The organism is Paracoccus cavernae, assembly GCF_042430175.1.
Lineage (GTDB): Bacteria > Pseudomonadota > Alphaproteobacteria > Rhodobacterales > Rhodobacteraceae > Paracoccus > Paracoccus cavernae.
Genome location: NZ_JBHMDZ010000006.1, coordinates 255,474 through 271,642 on the forward strand (window position 1 = coordinate 255,474; position 16,169 = coordinate 271,642).

Annotated in this window: 15 protein-coding genes; 5 read left to right on the forward strand and 10 right to left on the reverse strand. The window is 62.7% G+C overall.

The window, feature by feature from the left end:
• Positions 1 to 27: 27 nt before the first annotated feature.
• The 5 genes from ACFFUC_RS08070 to ACFFUC_RS08090 form a co-directional block, all read right to left on the reverse strand.
• Positions 28 to 756 carry a proteasome-type protease gene (locus ACFFUC_RS08070; protein WP_377685177.1) on the reverse strand — a complete coding sequence of 243 codons (729 nt, stop codon included), beginning with the start codon at positions 754 to 756 and terminating at the stop codon, positions 28 to 30.
• 76 nt (positions 757 to 832) lie between these two features.
• A complete protein-coding gene (locus ACFFUC_RS08075; RefSeq protein ID WP_377685179.1) occupies positions 833 to 1,639 on the reverse strand; it encodes a transglutaminase family protein in 807 nt (268 codons plus the stop codon).
• Positions 1,640 to 1,651: 12 nt separating this feature from the next.
• Entirely contained in the window at positions 1,652 to 2,608 is a 957-nt protein-coding gene (locus ACFFUC_RS08080; protein ID WP_377685181.1) for an alpha-E domain-containing protein, read from the reverse strand.
• Positions 2,609 to 2,620: 12 nt separating this feature from the next.
• Positions 2,621 to 4,027, reverse strand: coding sequence for a circularly permuted type 2 ATP-grasp protein (locus tag ACFFUC_RS08085; protein ID WP_377685183.1), 1,407 nt, complete (start codon positions 4,025 to 4,027; stop codon positions 2,621 to 2,623).
• Between the two features lie 281 nt (positions 4,028 to 4,308).
• Positions 4,309 to 6,606: a M10 family metallopeptidase C-terminal domain-containing protein gene (locus ACFFUC_RS08090; protein ID WP_377685184.1), complete on the reverse strand. Its 2,298-nt coding sequence runs from the start codon at positions 6,604 to 6,606 to the stop codon at positions 4,309 to 4,311.
• 349 nt (positions 6,607 to 6,955) lie between these two features.
• Here ACFFUC_RS08090 and ACFFUC_RS08095 point away from each other — a divergent pair, with 349 nt between their 5' ends.
• Complete coding sequence (locus tag ACFFUC_RS08095; protein WP_377685185.1) at positions 6,956 to 7,354, forward strand: STAS domain-containing protein; 399 nt, start codon at positions 6,956 to 6,958, stop codon at positions 7,352 to 7,354.
• A 58-nt stretch (positions 7,355 to 7,412) separates the two neighbouring features.
• Positions 7,413 to 8,084, forward strand: a complete 672-nt coding sequence (locus ACFFUC_RS08100) for an ATP-binding protein (RefSeq protein ID WP_377685186.1) — start codon at positions 7,413 to 7,415, stop codon at positions 8,082 to 8,084.
• A gap of 56 nt (positions 8,085 to 8,140) precedes the next feature.
• On the opposite strand, the gene hspQ is transcribed toward ACFFUC_RS08100, so the two are convergent.
• From hspQ to ACFFUC_RS08125, 5 genes are all read right to left on the reverse strand, one after another.
• On the reverse strand, positions 8,141 to 8,473 hold the full coding sequence (gene hspQ, locus ACFFUC_RS08105) for a heat shock protein HspQ (RefSeq protein ID WP_377685300.1): 333 nt from the start codon (positions 8,471 to 8,473) through the stop codon (positions 8,141 to 8,143).
• 112 nt (positions 8,474 to 8,585) lie between these two features.
• Positions 8,586 to 9,065 (reverse strand): CreA family protein, encoded by a 480-nt coding sequence (locus tag ACFFUC_RS08110; protein ID WP_377685187.1) that lies wholly within the window; start codon positions 9,063 to 9,065, stop codon positions 8,586 to 8,588.
• Positions 9,062 to 9,799, reverse strand: coding sequence for a metallophosphoesterase (locus ACFFUC_RS08115; RefSeq protein ID WP_377685189.1), 738 nt, complete (start codon positions 9,797 to 9,799; stop codon positions 9,062 to 9,064). Before ACFFUC_RS08115 ends, ACFFUC_RS08110 begins: the two co-directional genes overlap by 4 nt.
• Before the next feature lie 74 nt (positions 9,800 to 9,873).
• Positions 9,874 to 11,463 (reverse strand): phosphoglycerate dehydrogenase, encoded by a 1,590-nt coding sequence (gene serA, locus ACFFUC_RS08120; protein WP_377685191.1) that lies wholly within the window; start codon positions 11,461 to 11,463, stop codon positions 9,874 to 9,876.
• A gap of 123 nt (positions 11,464 to 11,586) precedes the next feature.
• A complete protein-coding gene (locus ACFFUC_RS08125; RefSeq protein ID WP_377685302.1) occupies positions 11,587 to 12,735 on the reverse strand; it encodes a phosphoserine transaminase in 1,149 nt (382 codons plus the stop codon).
• 198 nt (positions 12,736 to 12,933) lie between these two features.
• Here ACFFUC_RS08125 and serB point away from each other — a divergent pair, with 198 nt between their 5' ends.
• The 3 genes from serB (at position 12,934) to ACFFUC_RS08140 (ending at position 16,147) form a co-directional block, all read left to right on the forward strand.
• Positions 12,934 to 13,809 (forward strand): phosphoserine phosphatase SerB, encoded by an 876-nt coding sequence (gene serB, locus ACFFUC_RS08130; RefSeq protein ID WP_377685192.1) that lies wholly within the window; start codon positions 12,934 to 12,936, stop codon positions 13,807 to 13,809.
• Positions 13,810 to 13,929: 120 nt separating this feature from the next.
• Positions 13,930 to 14,622 carry a CDP-alcohol phosphatidyltransferase family protein gene (locus tag ACFFUC_RS08135; protein WP_377685194.1) on the forward strand — a complete coding sequence of 231 codons (693 nt, stop codon included), beginning with the start codon at positions 13,930 to 13,932 and terminating at the stop codon, positions 14,620 to 14,622.
• Positions 14,623 to 14,674: 52 nt separating this feature from the next.
• Positions 14,675 to 16,147, forward strand: a complete 1,473-nt coding sequence (locus ACFFUC_RS08140) for an ABC transporter substrate-binding protein (protein WP_377685195.1) — start codon at positions 14,675 to 14,677, stop codon at positions 16,145 to 16,147.
• The last annotated feature ends 22 nt before the right edge of the window (positions 16,148 to 16,169 follow it).

The window sequence follows — 16,169 nt, forward strand, 5'->3', positions numbered from 1 at the left end:
GCGTGCCTGCCCCTGCGGCGGGCCGCCTCAGATCGGCATCTTGATGAAGCTTTCGCGCAAGGCCTCGGACCAGGCGGCGCTCATGGCGCGGAACTGGGGATCGTCCTCGGCGATGCGGCGCATGGTGCCGACGCGGCATTCGTCCTTGGCGATCACCGCCAGATCCAGCGGCATCCCCACCGACAGGTTCGAGCGCAGGGTCGAATCCATCGACAAGAGCACCGCCTTTTGCGCATCGGCCAGCGAGGTCTCGGGACGCACGACGCGGTCGAGGATGGGCTTGCCGTATTTGTGCTCGCCGATTTGCAGGAAGGGCGTGTCGTCGGTCGCTTCGATGAAATTACCCTCGGGATAGATCAGGAATAGCCGCATCTCGCCGCCCGCGCGCTGGCCCGCGACGATCATGCTGGCCGAGGCCGCCGAGGCCTGAAGATCCTGAAACTGCCCCGCGATCTCGCGCCGCGTCCGCGCCAATGTATTGCCGATGATCGTCGCGATCTGGAGCATCGTCGGCGCCTTCATGATCGAGGTCGTCTCGTCGGCCTCGTCGTGGTGGATCGCCTCGTGGATGCGCGCCAAAGCGGTCTGGGTGACCGACAGGCTTCCCGCCGTCATGATCCCGATGACCCTTTCGCCGGGGTTCTCGAAGAAGAACATCTTGCGATAGGTCGAGATATTGTCGAGGCCGGCATTGGTGCGGGTGTCCGACAACATCACCACGCCGGCATTCAGCTTCAAAGCGACACAATAGGTCATCGTCACATCCACATAACGCGCGATTGCGAATTTGGACCGAAGGCCGCGCGCCCTCAAGCCCAATCCGGCAGGGCGGTTACTGATCCATTTCCTCGACCGCGACGCGGATATCAAGGCGCTCCGCCCCCTGCCCGACCGTGCGCCCGACGATCGGCGCGGCGTCGGCGGCATCATAGCCCGAGCCGAGCCGGACATAGCGGTCGTCGGGGCAACAACGGTTGGCCGCGTCGAAACCGACCCAGCCCAGCGAGCCGGTATGGATCTCGGCCCAGGCATGGGCCGCGTCATGGGGTGCGCCGTCGATATTGGAGTGCAGATAGCCCGAGACATAGCGCGCCGGCAGCCCCCGCGCCCGCGCAAGGGCGATCAGCGCATGGGTATGGTCCTGACACACCCCCTCGCCCAAGGCCAAGGCCTCGGCGGCGGTAGTCCGGCTTTCGGTCACGCCCGGGCGATAGAGGATCGCATCCGAAATCTCCGCCGAAAGGCGATGCGACAGATCGAGCGCATCCTCGCCCGCCACGCCCGCTGCAAGATCGCGCAACGCCGCATCGGGTGCGCTGAGCGGCGTGTCGCGCAGATAGGCCAGCGGATTGATGGTCTCGCGATGGCCGCGCAGCACGCCGGCGGTGTCGCGCGTCTCGATCCGGCCGTGGATCGAGACAGTGACCTCGGAGACGGGGCCGCGCACGCTCCAGCTTTCGATCCAGTCGCCCGCCCCGTCGCGAAAGGCGCTGCCGCGATGGCCGCCATCGACCGTGACGGTCCAATCCGCCACGCGCTGGCCCTCGAACACCGAGGGCGTCAGCCGCAGGCTTTGCACCAGACCGAGGATCGGCGCGTCGTAGCGATAGGTCGTCTCGTGGGTGATCTGAAGTTTCATGCGCCTCCCCTCCTAATTGCGGCCGTTGAGGTAATCGTGGTGAACCGCATTGGCGATTTCGGCGATCTCGCCGATGAACCAGCTGAGAAATTCGTGCAGCCCCTCGTCGAAGATCAGCTCGATGTCGTGGCCCTCGATCTCCTCCAGCACGCGGGCGGCCATATCGGCGGCACTCGAGGGCACGCCGCGTCCGTAACGCTCGACCAGACCGCCCAGATGGGCCGCGGCCTCGCCCAAAGCGGTCATCAGCGAGCGCGGGCTTTCGCGGTTCAGGATCAGGAATTCGGCCACTTTGGTGGCGGTGATCTCGCCGCCATATGCCCAATGGAAGGCGCGATGGGCGGAAAGCGCGCGCAAAAGCACCTGCCACTGATAGCTGTCGAGCCCCGAGCCGATGAATTCGACCCGCGGCAGCAGGACGAAGTATTTCACATCGAGCATCCGCGCCGTCGCATCCGCGCGCTCGAGCGCATAGCCGATATTGAGGAACCGCCAGCCGTCGCTGCGCAGCTGGGTCGCGGCAATGGCACCGCGGATGGTCGAGGTATGGCGCGTGGTGAAATCGGTCATCATCGCCGCATCGATCTGTCCGCGCGGGGCCTTTTCGATGGCGCGCAGCTCTTGATAGGCACTGTTGAGCGCGTCCCAGACCTGCGAGGTCAGCGCGGTTCTGACCACACGCCCGCCCTCGCGCGCCTTTTCAAGGCCGGATGCCACCGACGAGGGATTGCAACGGTCGAAGAACATGAAGGTCTCGATGTTCTCCTGCGTGATCTCGCCGTATTTCTGGTGGAAGGCATCGGCATTGCCCGAGGCGCGCAAAAGCGATTCCCATTCATTCTCGACACGCTCGGCGTTCGAGGGGATCAGGGTGATGCGGACGCCGACATCGAGCAGACGCGCGGCGGTCTCGCTGCGCTCCAGATGGCGGCCGATCCAGAAGAGGTGATAGGCGGTGCGGCTGAGCATGGTCTTTCCCCCTTATTCCGACAGGACCCAGGTGTCTTTGACACCGCCGCCCTGAGAGGAATTCACCACCAAAGAGCCCTCGCGCATTGCCACCCGCGTCAGTCCGCCGGGCACCAGCTCGACCCGATCGCCGCAGAGGCAGAAGGGCCGCAGATCGACATGGCGCGGCGCGATGCCTTCATCGACGAAGGTCGGGCAGGTCGACAGGGACAGGGTCGGTTGCGCGATGTAGTTGGCGGGATTGGCTTTGATCCGCTGCGCGAATTCGGCGATCTCGGCCTTGCTCGCCTTGGGGCCGATCAGCATGCCGTAGCCACCCGAGCCGTGGACCTCCTTGACGACCAGCTCGGACAGATTGTCGAGCGCATAGGCCAGATCGTCCTCGCGCCACAAAGCCCATGTATCGACATTCTTCAGGATCGGCTCTTCGCCGAGATAGAAGCGGATCATCTCCGGGACAAAGATGTAGATCGCCTTGTCGTCGGCCACCCCCGCCCCCGGCGCCGAGACGATCGAGACCCCGCCCGAACGGTAGACATCCATCAGTCCCGGCACGCCGAGCGCGGAGTCGCGGCGGAAGCACAGAGGGTCGAGATAGGCGTCGTCGATGCGGCGGTAGATGACATCGACCCGCTTCGGCCCCTCGGTCGTGCGCATATAGACCAGCTCGCCATCGACAAAGAGATCGCTGCCCTCGACCAGCTCCACCCCCATCAGATCGGCGAGAAAGGAGTGCTCGTAATAGGCGCTGTTGTAAGGGCCCGGCGTCAGGATCACGATGGTCGGATTGTCCCTGCACTTCGTCGGCGCGACCGAGACCAGCATCCGGCGCAGCATGGCGGGATAGCTGTCGACCGGCTCGATGCGGTTGTTGCGAAACAGCGTCGGGAACATCCGCATCATGATCTCGCGGTTCTCCAGCATGTAGCTGACCCCCGAGGGCGTGCGACAATTGTCCTCGAGAACGTGGAATTCGTCGCGTCCCGTGCGCACGATGTCGATGCCGACAATATGGGAATAGACCCCGCGCGGCGGCACGAAGCCGACCATGGCCTTTTCATAGGCGATATTGCGGTAAACGAGCGCGGCAGGCACGCGACCGGCACGGATGATCTCGCCCCGCCCGTAGACGTCGCGCAAAAAGGCGTTGAGCGCGCGGGCACGCTGTTTGATCCCGCGTTCGAGCTTGCGCCATTCATCTTGCAAAAAGACGCGGGGCATCATGTCGAAGGGCATCAGCCGGTCGGGGTCGCCACCCTCGCCATAGACCGCGAAAGTGATGCCGATGCGGCGAAACAGCGCCTCGGCCTCGGCCTGTTTCATCTGGCGGAACTCGGCGGGCATGGTCGCGATCCAGTTCGACAGCATCGCATAGGGCGCGCGCACGCGGTCCCCGTCGAACATCTCGTTGTAATACATCTGCCCCTCCTGCCCGCTGCGCTGCCTCTTTCGCCAGAATGTCAGCCCCCTCGCCCCGCTTCATCAGCCGAACCGGCGCATGAGGGCCAAAGTTCCGCAGGATTGCGGGCAAAACGGGCATTTGCCCAAGAGAGAGGCAAGCGCGCCCAGCTGCTTGGCCTTGGGCGCAGGGGAAGGCCGACCAAAAGGCGCACCAAAAGCAACGGGCGGCCCCGGAGAACCGCCCGTCATAACCGTGTCTTTGTCGCGCCCCCGCGATCAGGGGCGCGCGGATCCCGTGCTCACAGGAAGGTCAGATCGTCCGAAAGCGCCGCCACGCGGTTCACGCCCTCGACCCGCAGCGAATGGCCGTTCGAGAAATCGAAGACCACGGCACCGGCAACCACGCTCGCCATGCCCAGAACCTGCTGCACGCTGAGATTGGATCCGCCCCACAGGCTGCGGCTCAGCTGGATCGTGTCGATATTGTCCTGGAAATCCTGCACGACATCGCGGCCCAGACTGAAGACGAACGTATCGGAACCGCTCCCGCCGCGAAGCGTGTCATTGCCGCGCGCCCCGTTGAGCACATCGTTTCCGGCACCGCCGACAAGAAGGTTATTGCCCACATTGCCGTCGAGGCGGTTATTGCCGGCATTGCCCGTCCCGTTGATGTTCGCGCTTCCGGTCAAAAGCAGCCGCTCGAGATTCGCGCCCAGAGTATGGCCGCTCGCGGATCGCACGAGATCGTAGCCCCCGCCCGCTTCTTCGATAATGGTCACGCCCGCCGTAAAGACATAGGTGTCGTTGCCGCCCTGACCACGCAGCACGTCCCTGCCGCCCTGCCCGTCCAGCCAGTCTCCGCCCGCGCCGCCATAAAGCAGGTCGTTGCCCGAGCCGCCATAAAGCGTGTCGTTGCCGTCGCCGCCATTGAGCGTATCGTTGCCCGCGCCACCCGAAAGGCGGTTCGCGGCCTCGCTTCCGAGGATGTTGTTGTTGAGCGCATTGCCCGTTCCGACAATCGCTCTCACACCGCGCAGCTCGAGGTTCTCGAGGAAATTGCCGAGCGTGTAGTTCTGGTTGACCGCGATCACGCGATCCGTGCCGCCATTGGCCTCTTCGACGATCGTGTCGCGGGCATCGATCAGCTGGTAGGTATCATTGCCCGCCCCGCCGATCAGCCGGTCGGCTCCGGCACCGCCGTAAAGCGTGTCGTTGCCCAGCCCGCCGCTGATCGTGTCGTTGCCGTCATTGCCCCAAAGCGCATTGTTCGCGGCATTGCCGACAATGCGGTCCGAGCCCGAGCCTGCGACATATTCCTCGATCAGGGTGCCGTAGGCGATCGAGATGTTTCCGGTCAGGCCGTAAGCGCTCGAAACCGTGCCCTGCGCCAGGTTGATCACCTGGGCGCGGGTATCGCTGCGCAGGTCGAGCCGGTCAATGCCGCCGTCGTCCTGAATGGTAAAGCTGATCTCGTCGCGACGCGCGGGCGAGCGCAGCATGTTGGCGATATTGGCGTAAAGCCCGCCGGCATTGGTTTGCTCGCCATAGGTCGTATTGCCGGTGCGCATCTGGGCCGGACCGTAAAGATCACGGATCGCGAGAATATCCGCGATCATCGGCGTGAGGGCATAGGCACGCGAGGCGACCACCGCCGTATTGTCGGCCTGGTCGAAATACGACATCACCGTCGCTTGCCAGCTGTCGTTCACATAGGAGTTGTCGTAGTTGTAATCGGCGCTGCCGTTGTAGTTTCCGGCATGTCCCAGCCCCAAAGCATGGCCGATCTCGTGGACATAGGTCTGGAAGGAATAGCTGTCCAAAGTCGTGCCGTAGGCATTGAGCCAGCCGGTGCCGACATTGACATGCGACCGCAGGATCGAGCCGTTGCCCGCGATCGTCGAGGTGGAATGGGCCGAATTGACCTGATTGTCGTCAAAGGTGATGTGGACGGGCTGGCCGTTCGCGGGATTGGTGTTGAAGCGGATGCCGCTTACCTGCGTCCAGGCATTGAGCGCCGAAACCGCAAGCGCGCGCCCCGCCGCCGTCAAATCCGACAGATCCACGTTCAGCGTATCATTTGCCGGCAGATTGAACGAACGCCGCGCCGCACCATTGGCCTCCCAAAAATCATTGGTCAGCTGATGCGCGATCTGCGCGGGCGTATAGGTGCCGTTGCGGACCGAGATCTGGTATCCGCCAACGCCGCCGAGATAGCCCGCGCTGGTATAACCCTCGACCGCCAGATAATAGCGGCCCGCCGTTTGGGCGTGAAAGCCAAGCAACGGATCGAAACTGGCCCCGTTGTCGTCCATCGCCCCGACCCTGACTCCGGCCGAGTTATAGATCGAGATCGTCGGATCATTGAGCTGCGACCCGCCAACGCCGGTCACGCTGACCTGAATGCCCTGACCGGCGCGCAAATTGATCGCAACCCAGTCCTCGTCGCCCGAAACCCCCAAGGAGCCGTTGAACGTATCGCCGACACCCATCGCATAGCGCGTGGCGGTCGATGCAGCAGCATCCCCGGCACTTTCGCGCATGGCCGCATGGCTGCGGCCGACGATATCGTCGAAAAGGGGAGGAACGGCTTTTGACATGACCCGGTTTTCCTTCGGAACGGCCTATCGCCAACAGCGCGACGGGCATCAATTTACACAAACGGCTTCACAGAAAGTTCACTGCAATCTTTGCGGCAACAGACCAATAAGATCAATGAACACCTAACGTCTCCGTGATCGAACCCGTTGCAGCGATACCTCAGCCTGCCCCGCGCAGCCCTCCAGCCATCAACTGTAGCCCGGGGAAAAATTGTTACAATATGAATGGAATACCGTGATTTATTCCGCCGCAAACGCCGGTTCGCGCGTCATGTTTAGCATTCGGTAAAGACTTCACGCCTAGATTGAGGATTACCGTCGCTTCAAACAGGACCTGTCAGGACCAGCCATGAAACTTTCCATCTCGTCCCAAGAGGATAGACAGATCGTCACCATCGAAGAGGCGCGGCTCGATGCGGCGATCGCGACGGCCTTCAAGGACCGGATGCGCGAAATCCTCCCCCAAGCGGGTGCAGGGATCATTCTCGACCTGTCGCAAGTGAATTTCATGGATAGTTCAGGCTTGGGCGCGGTGATCGCCGTGCTCAAGGCCATGCCCGAGGGGCGCGAACTGCAGCTTGCGGGGCTGACCCCGAATGTCGAACGCGTCTTTCGCCTCACCCATATGAACAGCGTCTTCAAGATCATCGGCCAAGCCGGAAACGGCACCGACGGCCGGCTGATCGACGGAAGGTCGAGCGTCGGTGCCCCAGACGCGGCCTCCCCCCCCGAGAACCGTCCGGGTTAAAGCGATGGGATCGAGCCGCGACAGAAGCCCGCCCCCTTTCGCAGTTCGCCGGCAGCCGATGTATCACCGCGTCTTTCGCGCGGACAACATCGCGGTGCGCGCCGCATTGCTCGCGCTCAGGGTCAGGTTCAACAATCAGGTCGATGACGAAAGCATCGGTCGGCTCGAGCTTGCTCTGGCCGAGGTGCTCAACAATATCTGTGAACATGGCGGTGACGCGCTCTCGCTTTCGGCCGGAGATAGTGACCCCGAGGCGGCCCATGATCCGCAGACACGAACAGGCGCAGGCACCACGCGGCCCGCTCAAGCCAAGGACCAGCCCGTCGCGCGCGAAAGCCGAAGTTTCGTCCGGAAGATGCCGCCGGAAAAGGACCACGCGCCCACGATCCATCTTTGCGTCATCCGGCAAAACAACGGCCTTGCCTGCGCGATCACCGATGACGGCATCGCCTTGCCCGAATGGTGCCTTCTGCCCTTCGGGGATCCGACGTTTTCCACCTTCCGCTCGCGGGAGAGCGACGTCGACACCCTGCCCGAGGGCGGCTTCGGTTGGTATCTGATTCAGGATCTGACCCGTGCCATGTGCTATTATCGCGAGGATCAGCGCAATTTCCTCGCCTTCACCGTTCCCTATTCGGCAGGTTCGGAAGGCGAAAGAAGTTCAGAGCCGGATAGCACGCCCTGTGCACCTTGCCGGCCGCCAGAAAAGGACGCGGCCGCATATGACTAGGGCAGAGGCCGTCGCCCTTGCGGCAGATCGCCACCGCCGCGCGGCCGTTTGCGCGGTCAGTTCAGGCTGAAGGGCAGCGGGTAACGGCCATCAACGAATTCGCCGAACATTTCCGCCACTTCGGGATGCTCCAGCGGTTCGCCCGAAACATCGGGGACCAGATTCTGCTCCGAGACATAGGCAACGTAATAGGTCGCCTCGGTCTCGGCATAGAGATGGTAGAAAGGCTGGTTGCGCGCGGGCCGGGAATCTTCGGGAATGGATTCGTACCATTCCTCGGTATTGGCGAATTCCGGATCGACGTCGAACACCACACCACGGAACGGATGCTCGCGATGCCGGACCACCTGGCCCAAATTGTATTTCGCGACTTTCGACGATTCTTGCATCATTCTCTTTCCCGATGCGGCTCCAAATACCGCCGCATCAGCCTTATGTCCACTCTCTTGCAGGTTTGGCACAACCGGCGACACCTTCGTATGAGACATGGGCTCCCCTCCCTTACTGCCCTTCCGGCAGCGCGACATCTTCGCCCGGCAAGGCCAGCGGCACCGTCGATATCGCCATTTTCGCCGATCCGCCCGACAGCTCGTCGGCATGGGACAGATAGATCAGCACCTGATTTTCCTCGTCATAGATCCGTTTGACCCGCAAGGATTTGAAAATCAGCGAGCGGCCTTCGGAAAAGACATCCTCCCCCGCAGGGCCGCGGGCGATATCGCCCACCACAACCGCGCCGGTCTGGCTGCATTCGATCGCGGAGTTCGACGGATCCTCGAACCAGTTCCCCTGAAAAACGCGGTCCATCATCGAGCGCGAGAAATAGGCGAGATGGCAGGTCACGCCCGACACTTTGGGATCGGCGAAAGCCTCGACCAGAATGTCGTTTCCGGTCCAGTCGACCCCAACCTTGCCGACGACCTCCGCACGCGCCCCGCCTGCAAGGCCCAAAAGCGCCGCCGCCAAAACCACAGCCCTCATGCCTGCACCCGCATTGCGGGCAGAAGCGGCGCGAAACCGTCCTCGCCCAGAAGACTCACGCCCTTGTCGTCCAACGCGACCGCGCTCAGCTTGCCGCCGAAAACCGCGCCGGTATCGATGGCAAGGCGGTTGCCGAGATGCTGGACCTCTTTGACCGGCGTATGGCCATGAACGACCAGCCGGCCGTGATCCTCCACGTTATCGAGAAAGCCCTGCCGGATCCACAACAGATCCTGCTCGCGCTGATCCTCGATCGCAATGCCCGGACGGATGCCGGCATGAACGAAAAGCGCGCCCGGCTCCTCGTGATAAAGCGGCAGGTGATCGAGCCATTGCGCATGGTCGGCGGGCACGGCTTTCAGCGCCTGCTCGTGCAGCGCGGCGCGCTCCTGCCCCGCACTGACGCCATAGCTTGCCAAAGTGGCCGCCGCGCCCAAGCCCTCGTGATCGACCCAATGCGCCCCCGAGCTCAGCCCCGGATCGATCCAGTCGGGCTCGTAAAGAAAGTTCGGCAGGAAACGGTCGTGATTGCCTTTGAGGACGATCCAGTCGCGCCCCTTCGCCAGACCTTCGCGCAGATAATCGACGACTGCGCGGGAATCGGGGCCGCGATCCAGCAGGTCGCCGACGTGGATGATGCGCGCATCCGCCCCGCCAAAGCGCGCGATTTGCTCGTGCAACGCCTTCAGCTTGTCGATCTCGCCGTGAATATCGCCGATCGCAAAGACCCGCATGGCCACCCTTCCATAATGAAGCCCCCCGCCAACGTCCGGGCGAGGGGCTGGTTCCGACAGCGATGCGAAAAGGCTCAGACCTCGAAGCGCATCGGCTTGACCTGCAAGAATTTGCCGGTCTTTTGCAAAGTGGCAAGCACTTCCGCACGGATCGGTTCATCAAGATAGAGAATCGCGATCGCGTCATCGCCCTGCTTGGTGCGGCCAAGGGTGAAGTTGGCGATGTTCACGCCCAGATCGCCCAGAACCGTCCCCAAAGCGCCGATCACGCCCGGTACGTCCTTGTTGCGGGTATAAAGCATGTTCTCGCCGATCTCGGCATCGACGTTGATCCCGCGGATCTGGATGAACCGCGGCTTGCCGTCCGAGAAGACCGTGCCCGCAACCGAACGCTCGCGCTTTTCGGTGACGACGGTCACCTTGATATAGCCGTCGAAAATGCCCTGCTTGTCCTGATGCGTGGTCGCCAGCTGCACGCCACGCTCTTTGGCGACGATCGGGGCCGAGACCATGTTCACGTCGGGATTGACGACTTTCATCATCCCCGCAATCACCGCCGCATTCAGCGCATTGAGGTTCATCTCGGACACGACACCGTCATACAGGATATTCACCGCCGTGATCGCCTCGTCCGTCATCTGGCCGACAAAGCTGCCGAGATAGCCCGCAAGCTTGATCCACGGCCCCATGATCGCGGCCTCTTCGGCAGTGACCGAAGGCATGTTCAGCGCGTTCTGCACCGCACCGGTCAGCAGGTAATCGGCCATCTGCTCGGCCACCTGAAGCGCCACATTCTCCTGCGCCTCATTGGTCGAGGCACCCAGATGCGGGGTCACGACGACGTTGGGCAGACCAAACAGCGGGCTTTCCGTCGCGGGTTCGGTCGCGAAAACGTCAAGCGCGGCACCGGCGACATGGCCCGACTTCAGCAGCTCGGCCAATGCCTCCTCGTCGATCAGACCGCCGCGCGCTGCGTTGATGATGCGCACACCCTTCTTGGTCTTCGCGAGGTTTTCGCGCGACAGGATATTGCGGGTCTTTTCGGTCAGCGGCACATGCAGCGTGATGAAATCGGCCTTGGCGAGCATCTCGTCCAGCTCGACCTTCTTCACGCCCAGTTCGAGCGCACGCTCTTCCGAGAGGAAGGGGTCATAGGCCAGAACCTTCATGCGCAAACCAAGCGCGCGGTCGATCACGATCGAACCGATATTGCCCGCACCGATGATGCCCAAGGTCTTGTTGAAGACCTCGACACCCATGAAGCGGCTCTTCTCCCATTTGCCCTGATGGGTCGAGGCGCTCGCCTCGGGCAGCTGGCGCGCCACCGCAAACATCAGCGCGATCGCATGTTCGGCCGTGGTGACCGAGTTGCCGAACGGCGTGTTCATCACGATCACGCCCTTTTTCGAGGCCGCCGGAATATCGACGTTATCAACCCCGATACCGGCGCGGCCGATCACCTTGAGATTGGTCGCGCTTTCCAGCAGCTTCTCGGTCACTTTGGTGGCCGAGCGGATGGCCAGACCGTCGTAATTGCCGATGATTTCGGCCAGTTTTTCTTTGTCCTTGCCGACATCGGGCAGATAATCCACCTCGACGCCGCGATCACGGAAGATCTGGACGGCGGTTTCCGAAAGCTTGTCCGAAACGAGAACCTTGGGCATCTCTCTATCCTTTGGGTAAGCAGATCCGAGCGGGGGAATCGTTCCCCCGTGCTGCAATTTCTTCATCAGGTAACTACCCCGGGGGTCCGGGGGCTGGCCCCCGGCCTCACGCGGGCCGATCTGTCAGCCTTGGGCCGCGATCTCAGCCTCGAAGGCATATTCGATCCAGGGCATCAAAGCCGCGACATCGGAAGTCTCGATCGTCGCGCCGCACCAGATCCGCAGACCGGCAGGCGCATCGCGGTAAGCACCGGCGTCAAGAGCCACGCCCTCTTTCTCCAGCCGTTTCGCGACGGCTTTGGCGAAAGCCGCTCCGTCCTTGATGCGCGCATCGGTAAAGCGCAGGCAGACCGAGGTATTCGAGGCCGTCGCCGGATCGACCGCCAGATCGGCGATCCAGTCGCGGGTCGCGATGAAGTCGCGGATGGCTTTGGCATTGGCATCCGAACGCGCGATCAGCGCGTCTTTGCCGCCCAGAGCCTGCGCCCATTTCAGCGCGACCAGATAATCCTCGACACACAGCATCGACGGCGTGTTGATCGTCTCGCCCTTGAAGATGCCCTCGATCAGCTTGCCGCCTTTGGTCATGCGGAAGATCTTGGGCATCGGCCATGCCGGCACATAGCTTTCCAGACGCTCGACCGCGCGCGGGCTCAGGATCAGGACGCCATGCGCACCCTCTCCGCCCAGCACTTTCTGCCAGCTGAACGTCACCACATCGAGCTTGTCGAAGGGCAGATCCATCGCGAAAGCGGCCGAGGTCGCGTCGCAGATGGTCAGACCGGCGCGATCCGCGGGGATCTTGTCGCCATTGGGGACACGCACGCCCGAAGTCGTCCCGTTCCAGGTGAAAACGACATCCTTGTCGAAATCGACATCCTCGAAATCGACGATATGGCCGTAATCGGCTTTGCGGGTGGTGGCGTCCAGTTTCAGCTGTTTCACCACATCGGTGACCCAGCCTTCGCCGAAGCTCTCCCATGCCAGCATCTCGACGGGACGTGCGCCCAGAAGCGACCAGAGCGCCATTTCCACAGCGCCGGTATCGGAAGCGGGGACGATGCCGATGCGGTAATCCGCAGGCACGTTCAGAATTTCACGGGTAAGATCAATGGCCTCGGCCAATTTTGCTTTCCCGACGGTCGAGCGATGCGAGCGGCCCAAAGGCGCATCGGAAAGCATCGTCAAATCAAAACCGGGGATTTTGGCGCAAGGGCCCGAGGAAAAACGCGGATTGGCCGGCCGCGTAGCCGGAGTCTGTGCAGTCATGATACTACCCTTCCAGGTAAAAGCCTCACGTTGGGGTGAGGTGTCCCACTGACTGGGTTAAACCTCCGCCCCACGTCGCGCAAGAAAAAAATTCACCGTATTTGCACATGCGGCATTTTCGGCTCCCGCGCGGCATTTTGCTGGCAAGGCCGCCCCCTTTCGATTAGGCCAAGCGCAAATTCTGGCCGTACCGGAGGCGCCATGTTCACCGTCAGCATCCTTGCCGCACCCAGCCGCGCCGACCTGCGCCAGGCCCGTATCGACGCGCTCAGAAGCCGCTGGAACGCAGGCGGGACGCGTTGGCTCGACACTGGAATCGCTGCGGAATTCGCGGTGCAATCCGCGCCTGCCGATTTCTGGGAGGCCTGGGCACAGCTTCAGGCCGAAGGCTTCGATCTCGCGATCCAGACCAGCGAAGGGCGCGCCAAATCCGTCCTGATCGCCGATATGGATTCGACCATGATCAATCAGGAATGCATCGACGAGCTGGCTGATTTCGCCGGTGTCGGTGCGCGTGTCGCGGCGATCACGGCGCGCGCGATGAATGGCGAGCTGAACTTCGACGAGGCCCTGAACGAACGCGTCGGCCTCCTCGCGGGGCTGAGCGAATCAGTCGTGGACGAGGTTCTGGCCTCGCGCATCACCCTTGCTGCCGGCGGTCCGGCCCTGCTGGCCACCATGCGCGCCAAGGGCGCCTATTCCGCGCTGGTCTCGGGCGGGTTCACGGTTTTCACCGGCCCGATCGCCGCGAAACTGGGTTTCGACGAGAACCGCGCCAATGTCCTTTACGCCAAAGACGGCATCCTGACCGGCGAGGTCGCCCGTCCGATCCTCGGCAGCGCCGCCAAGGTCGAGGCCCTGCGCGAGATCACCGACCGCCTCGGCCTCGGGGTCGAACAGGCGATTGCGGTCGGCGACGGCGCGAATGATCTGGCCATGATCCAGCTTGCGGGAGCGGGTGTCGCTCTCCATGCCAAGCCCTCGGTCGCGGCCCAGGCCAAGCTGCGCGTCAACCACGGCGATCTGACCGCGCTGTTGTATTTGCAGGGCTACCACCGCGAAGAGTTCGCATCCTAACGAATTCGCGGCATGACAGCGGGCCATGTGATGCGCTAATGCGTCAATTGCGTGACGATTGCAGCCAAAACGGTTGTCGGACTTGCGACCATCACCCATCGGTAACAAAAGTAATTCATCATGACCCCTCGCCTCAAAGCCCTCTCCGTCCATCTTCTGACCGCCACCGGCGCGGTTTTGTCGATGCTCGCCATGCTGGCCGCGGTGCAGGGCGAATGGTCGAAGATGTTTCTCTGGCTTCTGGTCGCGCTGATCGTTGACGGAGTAGACGGGCCGCTCGCACGCCATTTCGACGTCAAGAAGAACTGGCCGACCTATGACGGCGTGATCATGGACATGATCGTCGACTACCTGACCTATGTCTTCATCCCCGCCTATGCGCTCTTCATGTCGGGGCTGCTGCCGGGATGGACGGGTTGGCTGGCGATCATCGCCATCGTCTATGGCAGCGTGCTGTACTTTGCCGATACGCGCATGAAAACGCGCGACTATTCCTTTGCGGGCTTTCCGGCCTGCTGGAACATGCTGGTGCTCGTGCTGTTCGCGCTGAAGCCGGTGTGGTGGGTCAGCCTGCTGCTGGTGATCGTGCTGACGGTGACGATGTTCACCAATGTGAAATTCATCCACCCCGTGCGCACCACGCGCTGGCGGCTGGTCTCGCTGCCGATGACGGCAGGCTGGGTCTTTTTCGCGGGCTGGGCGGTAGCGGTCGATTTCCACCCGGAAAGCTGGGCGCATTGGGGTCTCGTGATCACCTCGCTTTGGCTGATGTGCGCCGGTTTTGTCCAGCAGCTGACCGAACCGCGCACTTGATCCGCAGGCCCCGAGCCCGCAAAGATGCGGGCAAAGATTGCGAGGGGGCCTCATGTTCGCCAGATCAACGCTTGCCGCCGCCATTCTGGCGGTTTCCACCGGCGCGGCCTTTGCCGCCCCGACCCAGATCACCCTCGGCATGGTGCTCGAACCGCCGAACCTCAACCCGACCGAAGGTGCTGCCGCAGCCGTTGACGAAGTCGTCTATGCCAATCTTTTCGAGGGGCTGACACGGATCGCGCCGGACGGCTCGGTCCAGCCCGGGCTCGCGGCAAGCTGGGATGTCACCGAGGGCGGCAAGGTCTATACCTTCCATCTGCGCGACGGCGTCACCTTTCACGACGGCGCGGCTTTTGATGCGCAGGACGTGATTTTCTCGCTCGATCGCGCCCGCGCCCCGGACAGCACCAATGCCCAGAAAGAGCTGTTCACCGGCATCCAATCCGTCGAGGCGCTGGACCCGCTGACCGTCCGCGTCACGCTGAAAGGACCGGACGGCGGCTTTCCGTTCAAGATGGCCTGGGGCGATGCCGTCATGGTCGACGAGGCCAGCATCGCGGGCATCGCCACCAAACCCGTCGGCACCGGCCCCTACCGTTTCGGCGAATGGCGTCAGGGCGATCTGATCCGCCTGCAGGCCTATGACGGCTATTGGGGCGAGAAGCCCGCGATCACCGATGCGACCTTCCGCTTCATATCGGATCCGACGGCGGCTTTCGCGGCGATCATGGCCGAAGATGTCGATGCCTTCCCGAACTATCCCGCCGTCGAGACCCTGCCCCAGCTTGAAGCCGATCCGCGCTTCAAGGTCATCGTCGGCACCACCGAGGGCGAGACGATCCTTGCGATGAACAACACCCGTGCGCCGCTGGACGATCTGCGGGTGCGGCAGGCGATCACCCATGCGGTGAACCGTCAAGACATCATCGACGGCGCGATGTTCGGCTACGGCACGCCGATCGGCACCCATTTCGCGCCCCATAACCCCGATTACATCGATCTGACCGCGCAATCGGCCTATGACCCCGAACAGGCCAAGACGCTGCTGGCCGAGGCGGGTGTCTCGGGCCTCAAGCTGCGCCTCGCGCTGCCCCCCCCGCCCTATGCGCGGCGCGGCGGAGAGATCATCGCGGCCGAGCTGGCCGCCGTCGGCATCGCGACCGAGATCACCAATATGGAATGGGCGCAATGGCTGGAAACCGTCCATAACGGCGGCGATTTCGACCTGACCGTCATCAGCCATGTCGAGCCGCTCGACATCGGCATCTATGGCCGTGACGGCTATTACTTCCACTATGCCAAGCCGGAATTCAAAGCACTGATGGCCAAGCTGCAGGAGACCGTGGAGCCCGAGGCGCGCTCGGCGCTGCTCAAGGACGCGCAAAAGATGATCGCGGATGATGCGGTCAACGTCTATCTGTTCCAGCTGCCGAAAATCGGCGTCGCCAATGCCAGGATCGAGGGGCTTTGGGCCAATGCGCCCATGCCCGCCAATGATCTGGGCGCGGTGCGCTGGAGCGAATAGAAGCCGCGCGGATAAGAAAAGC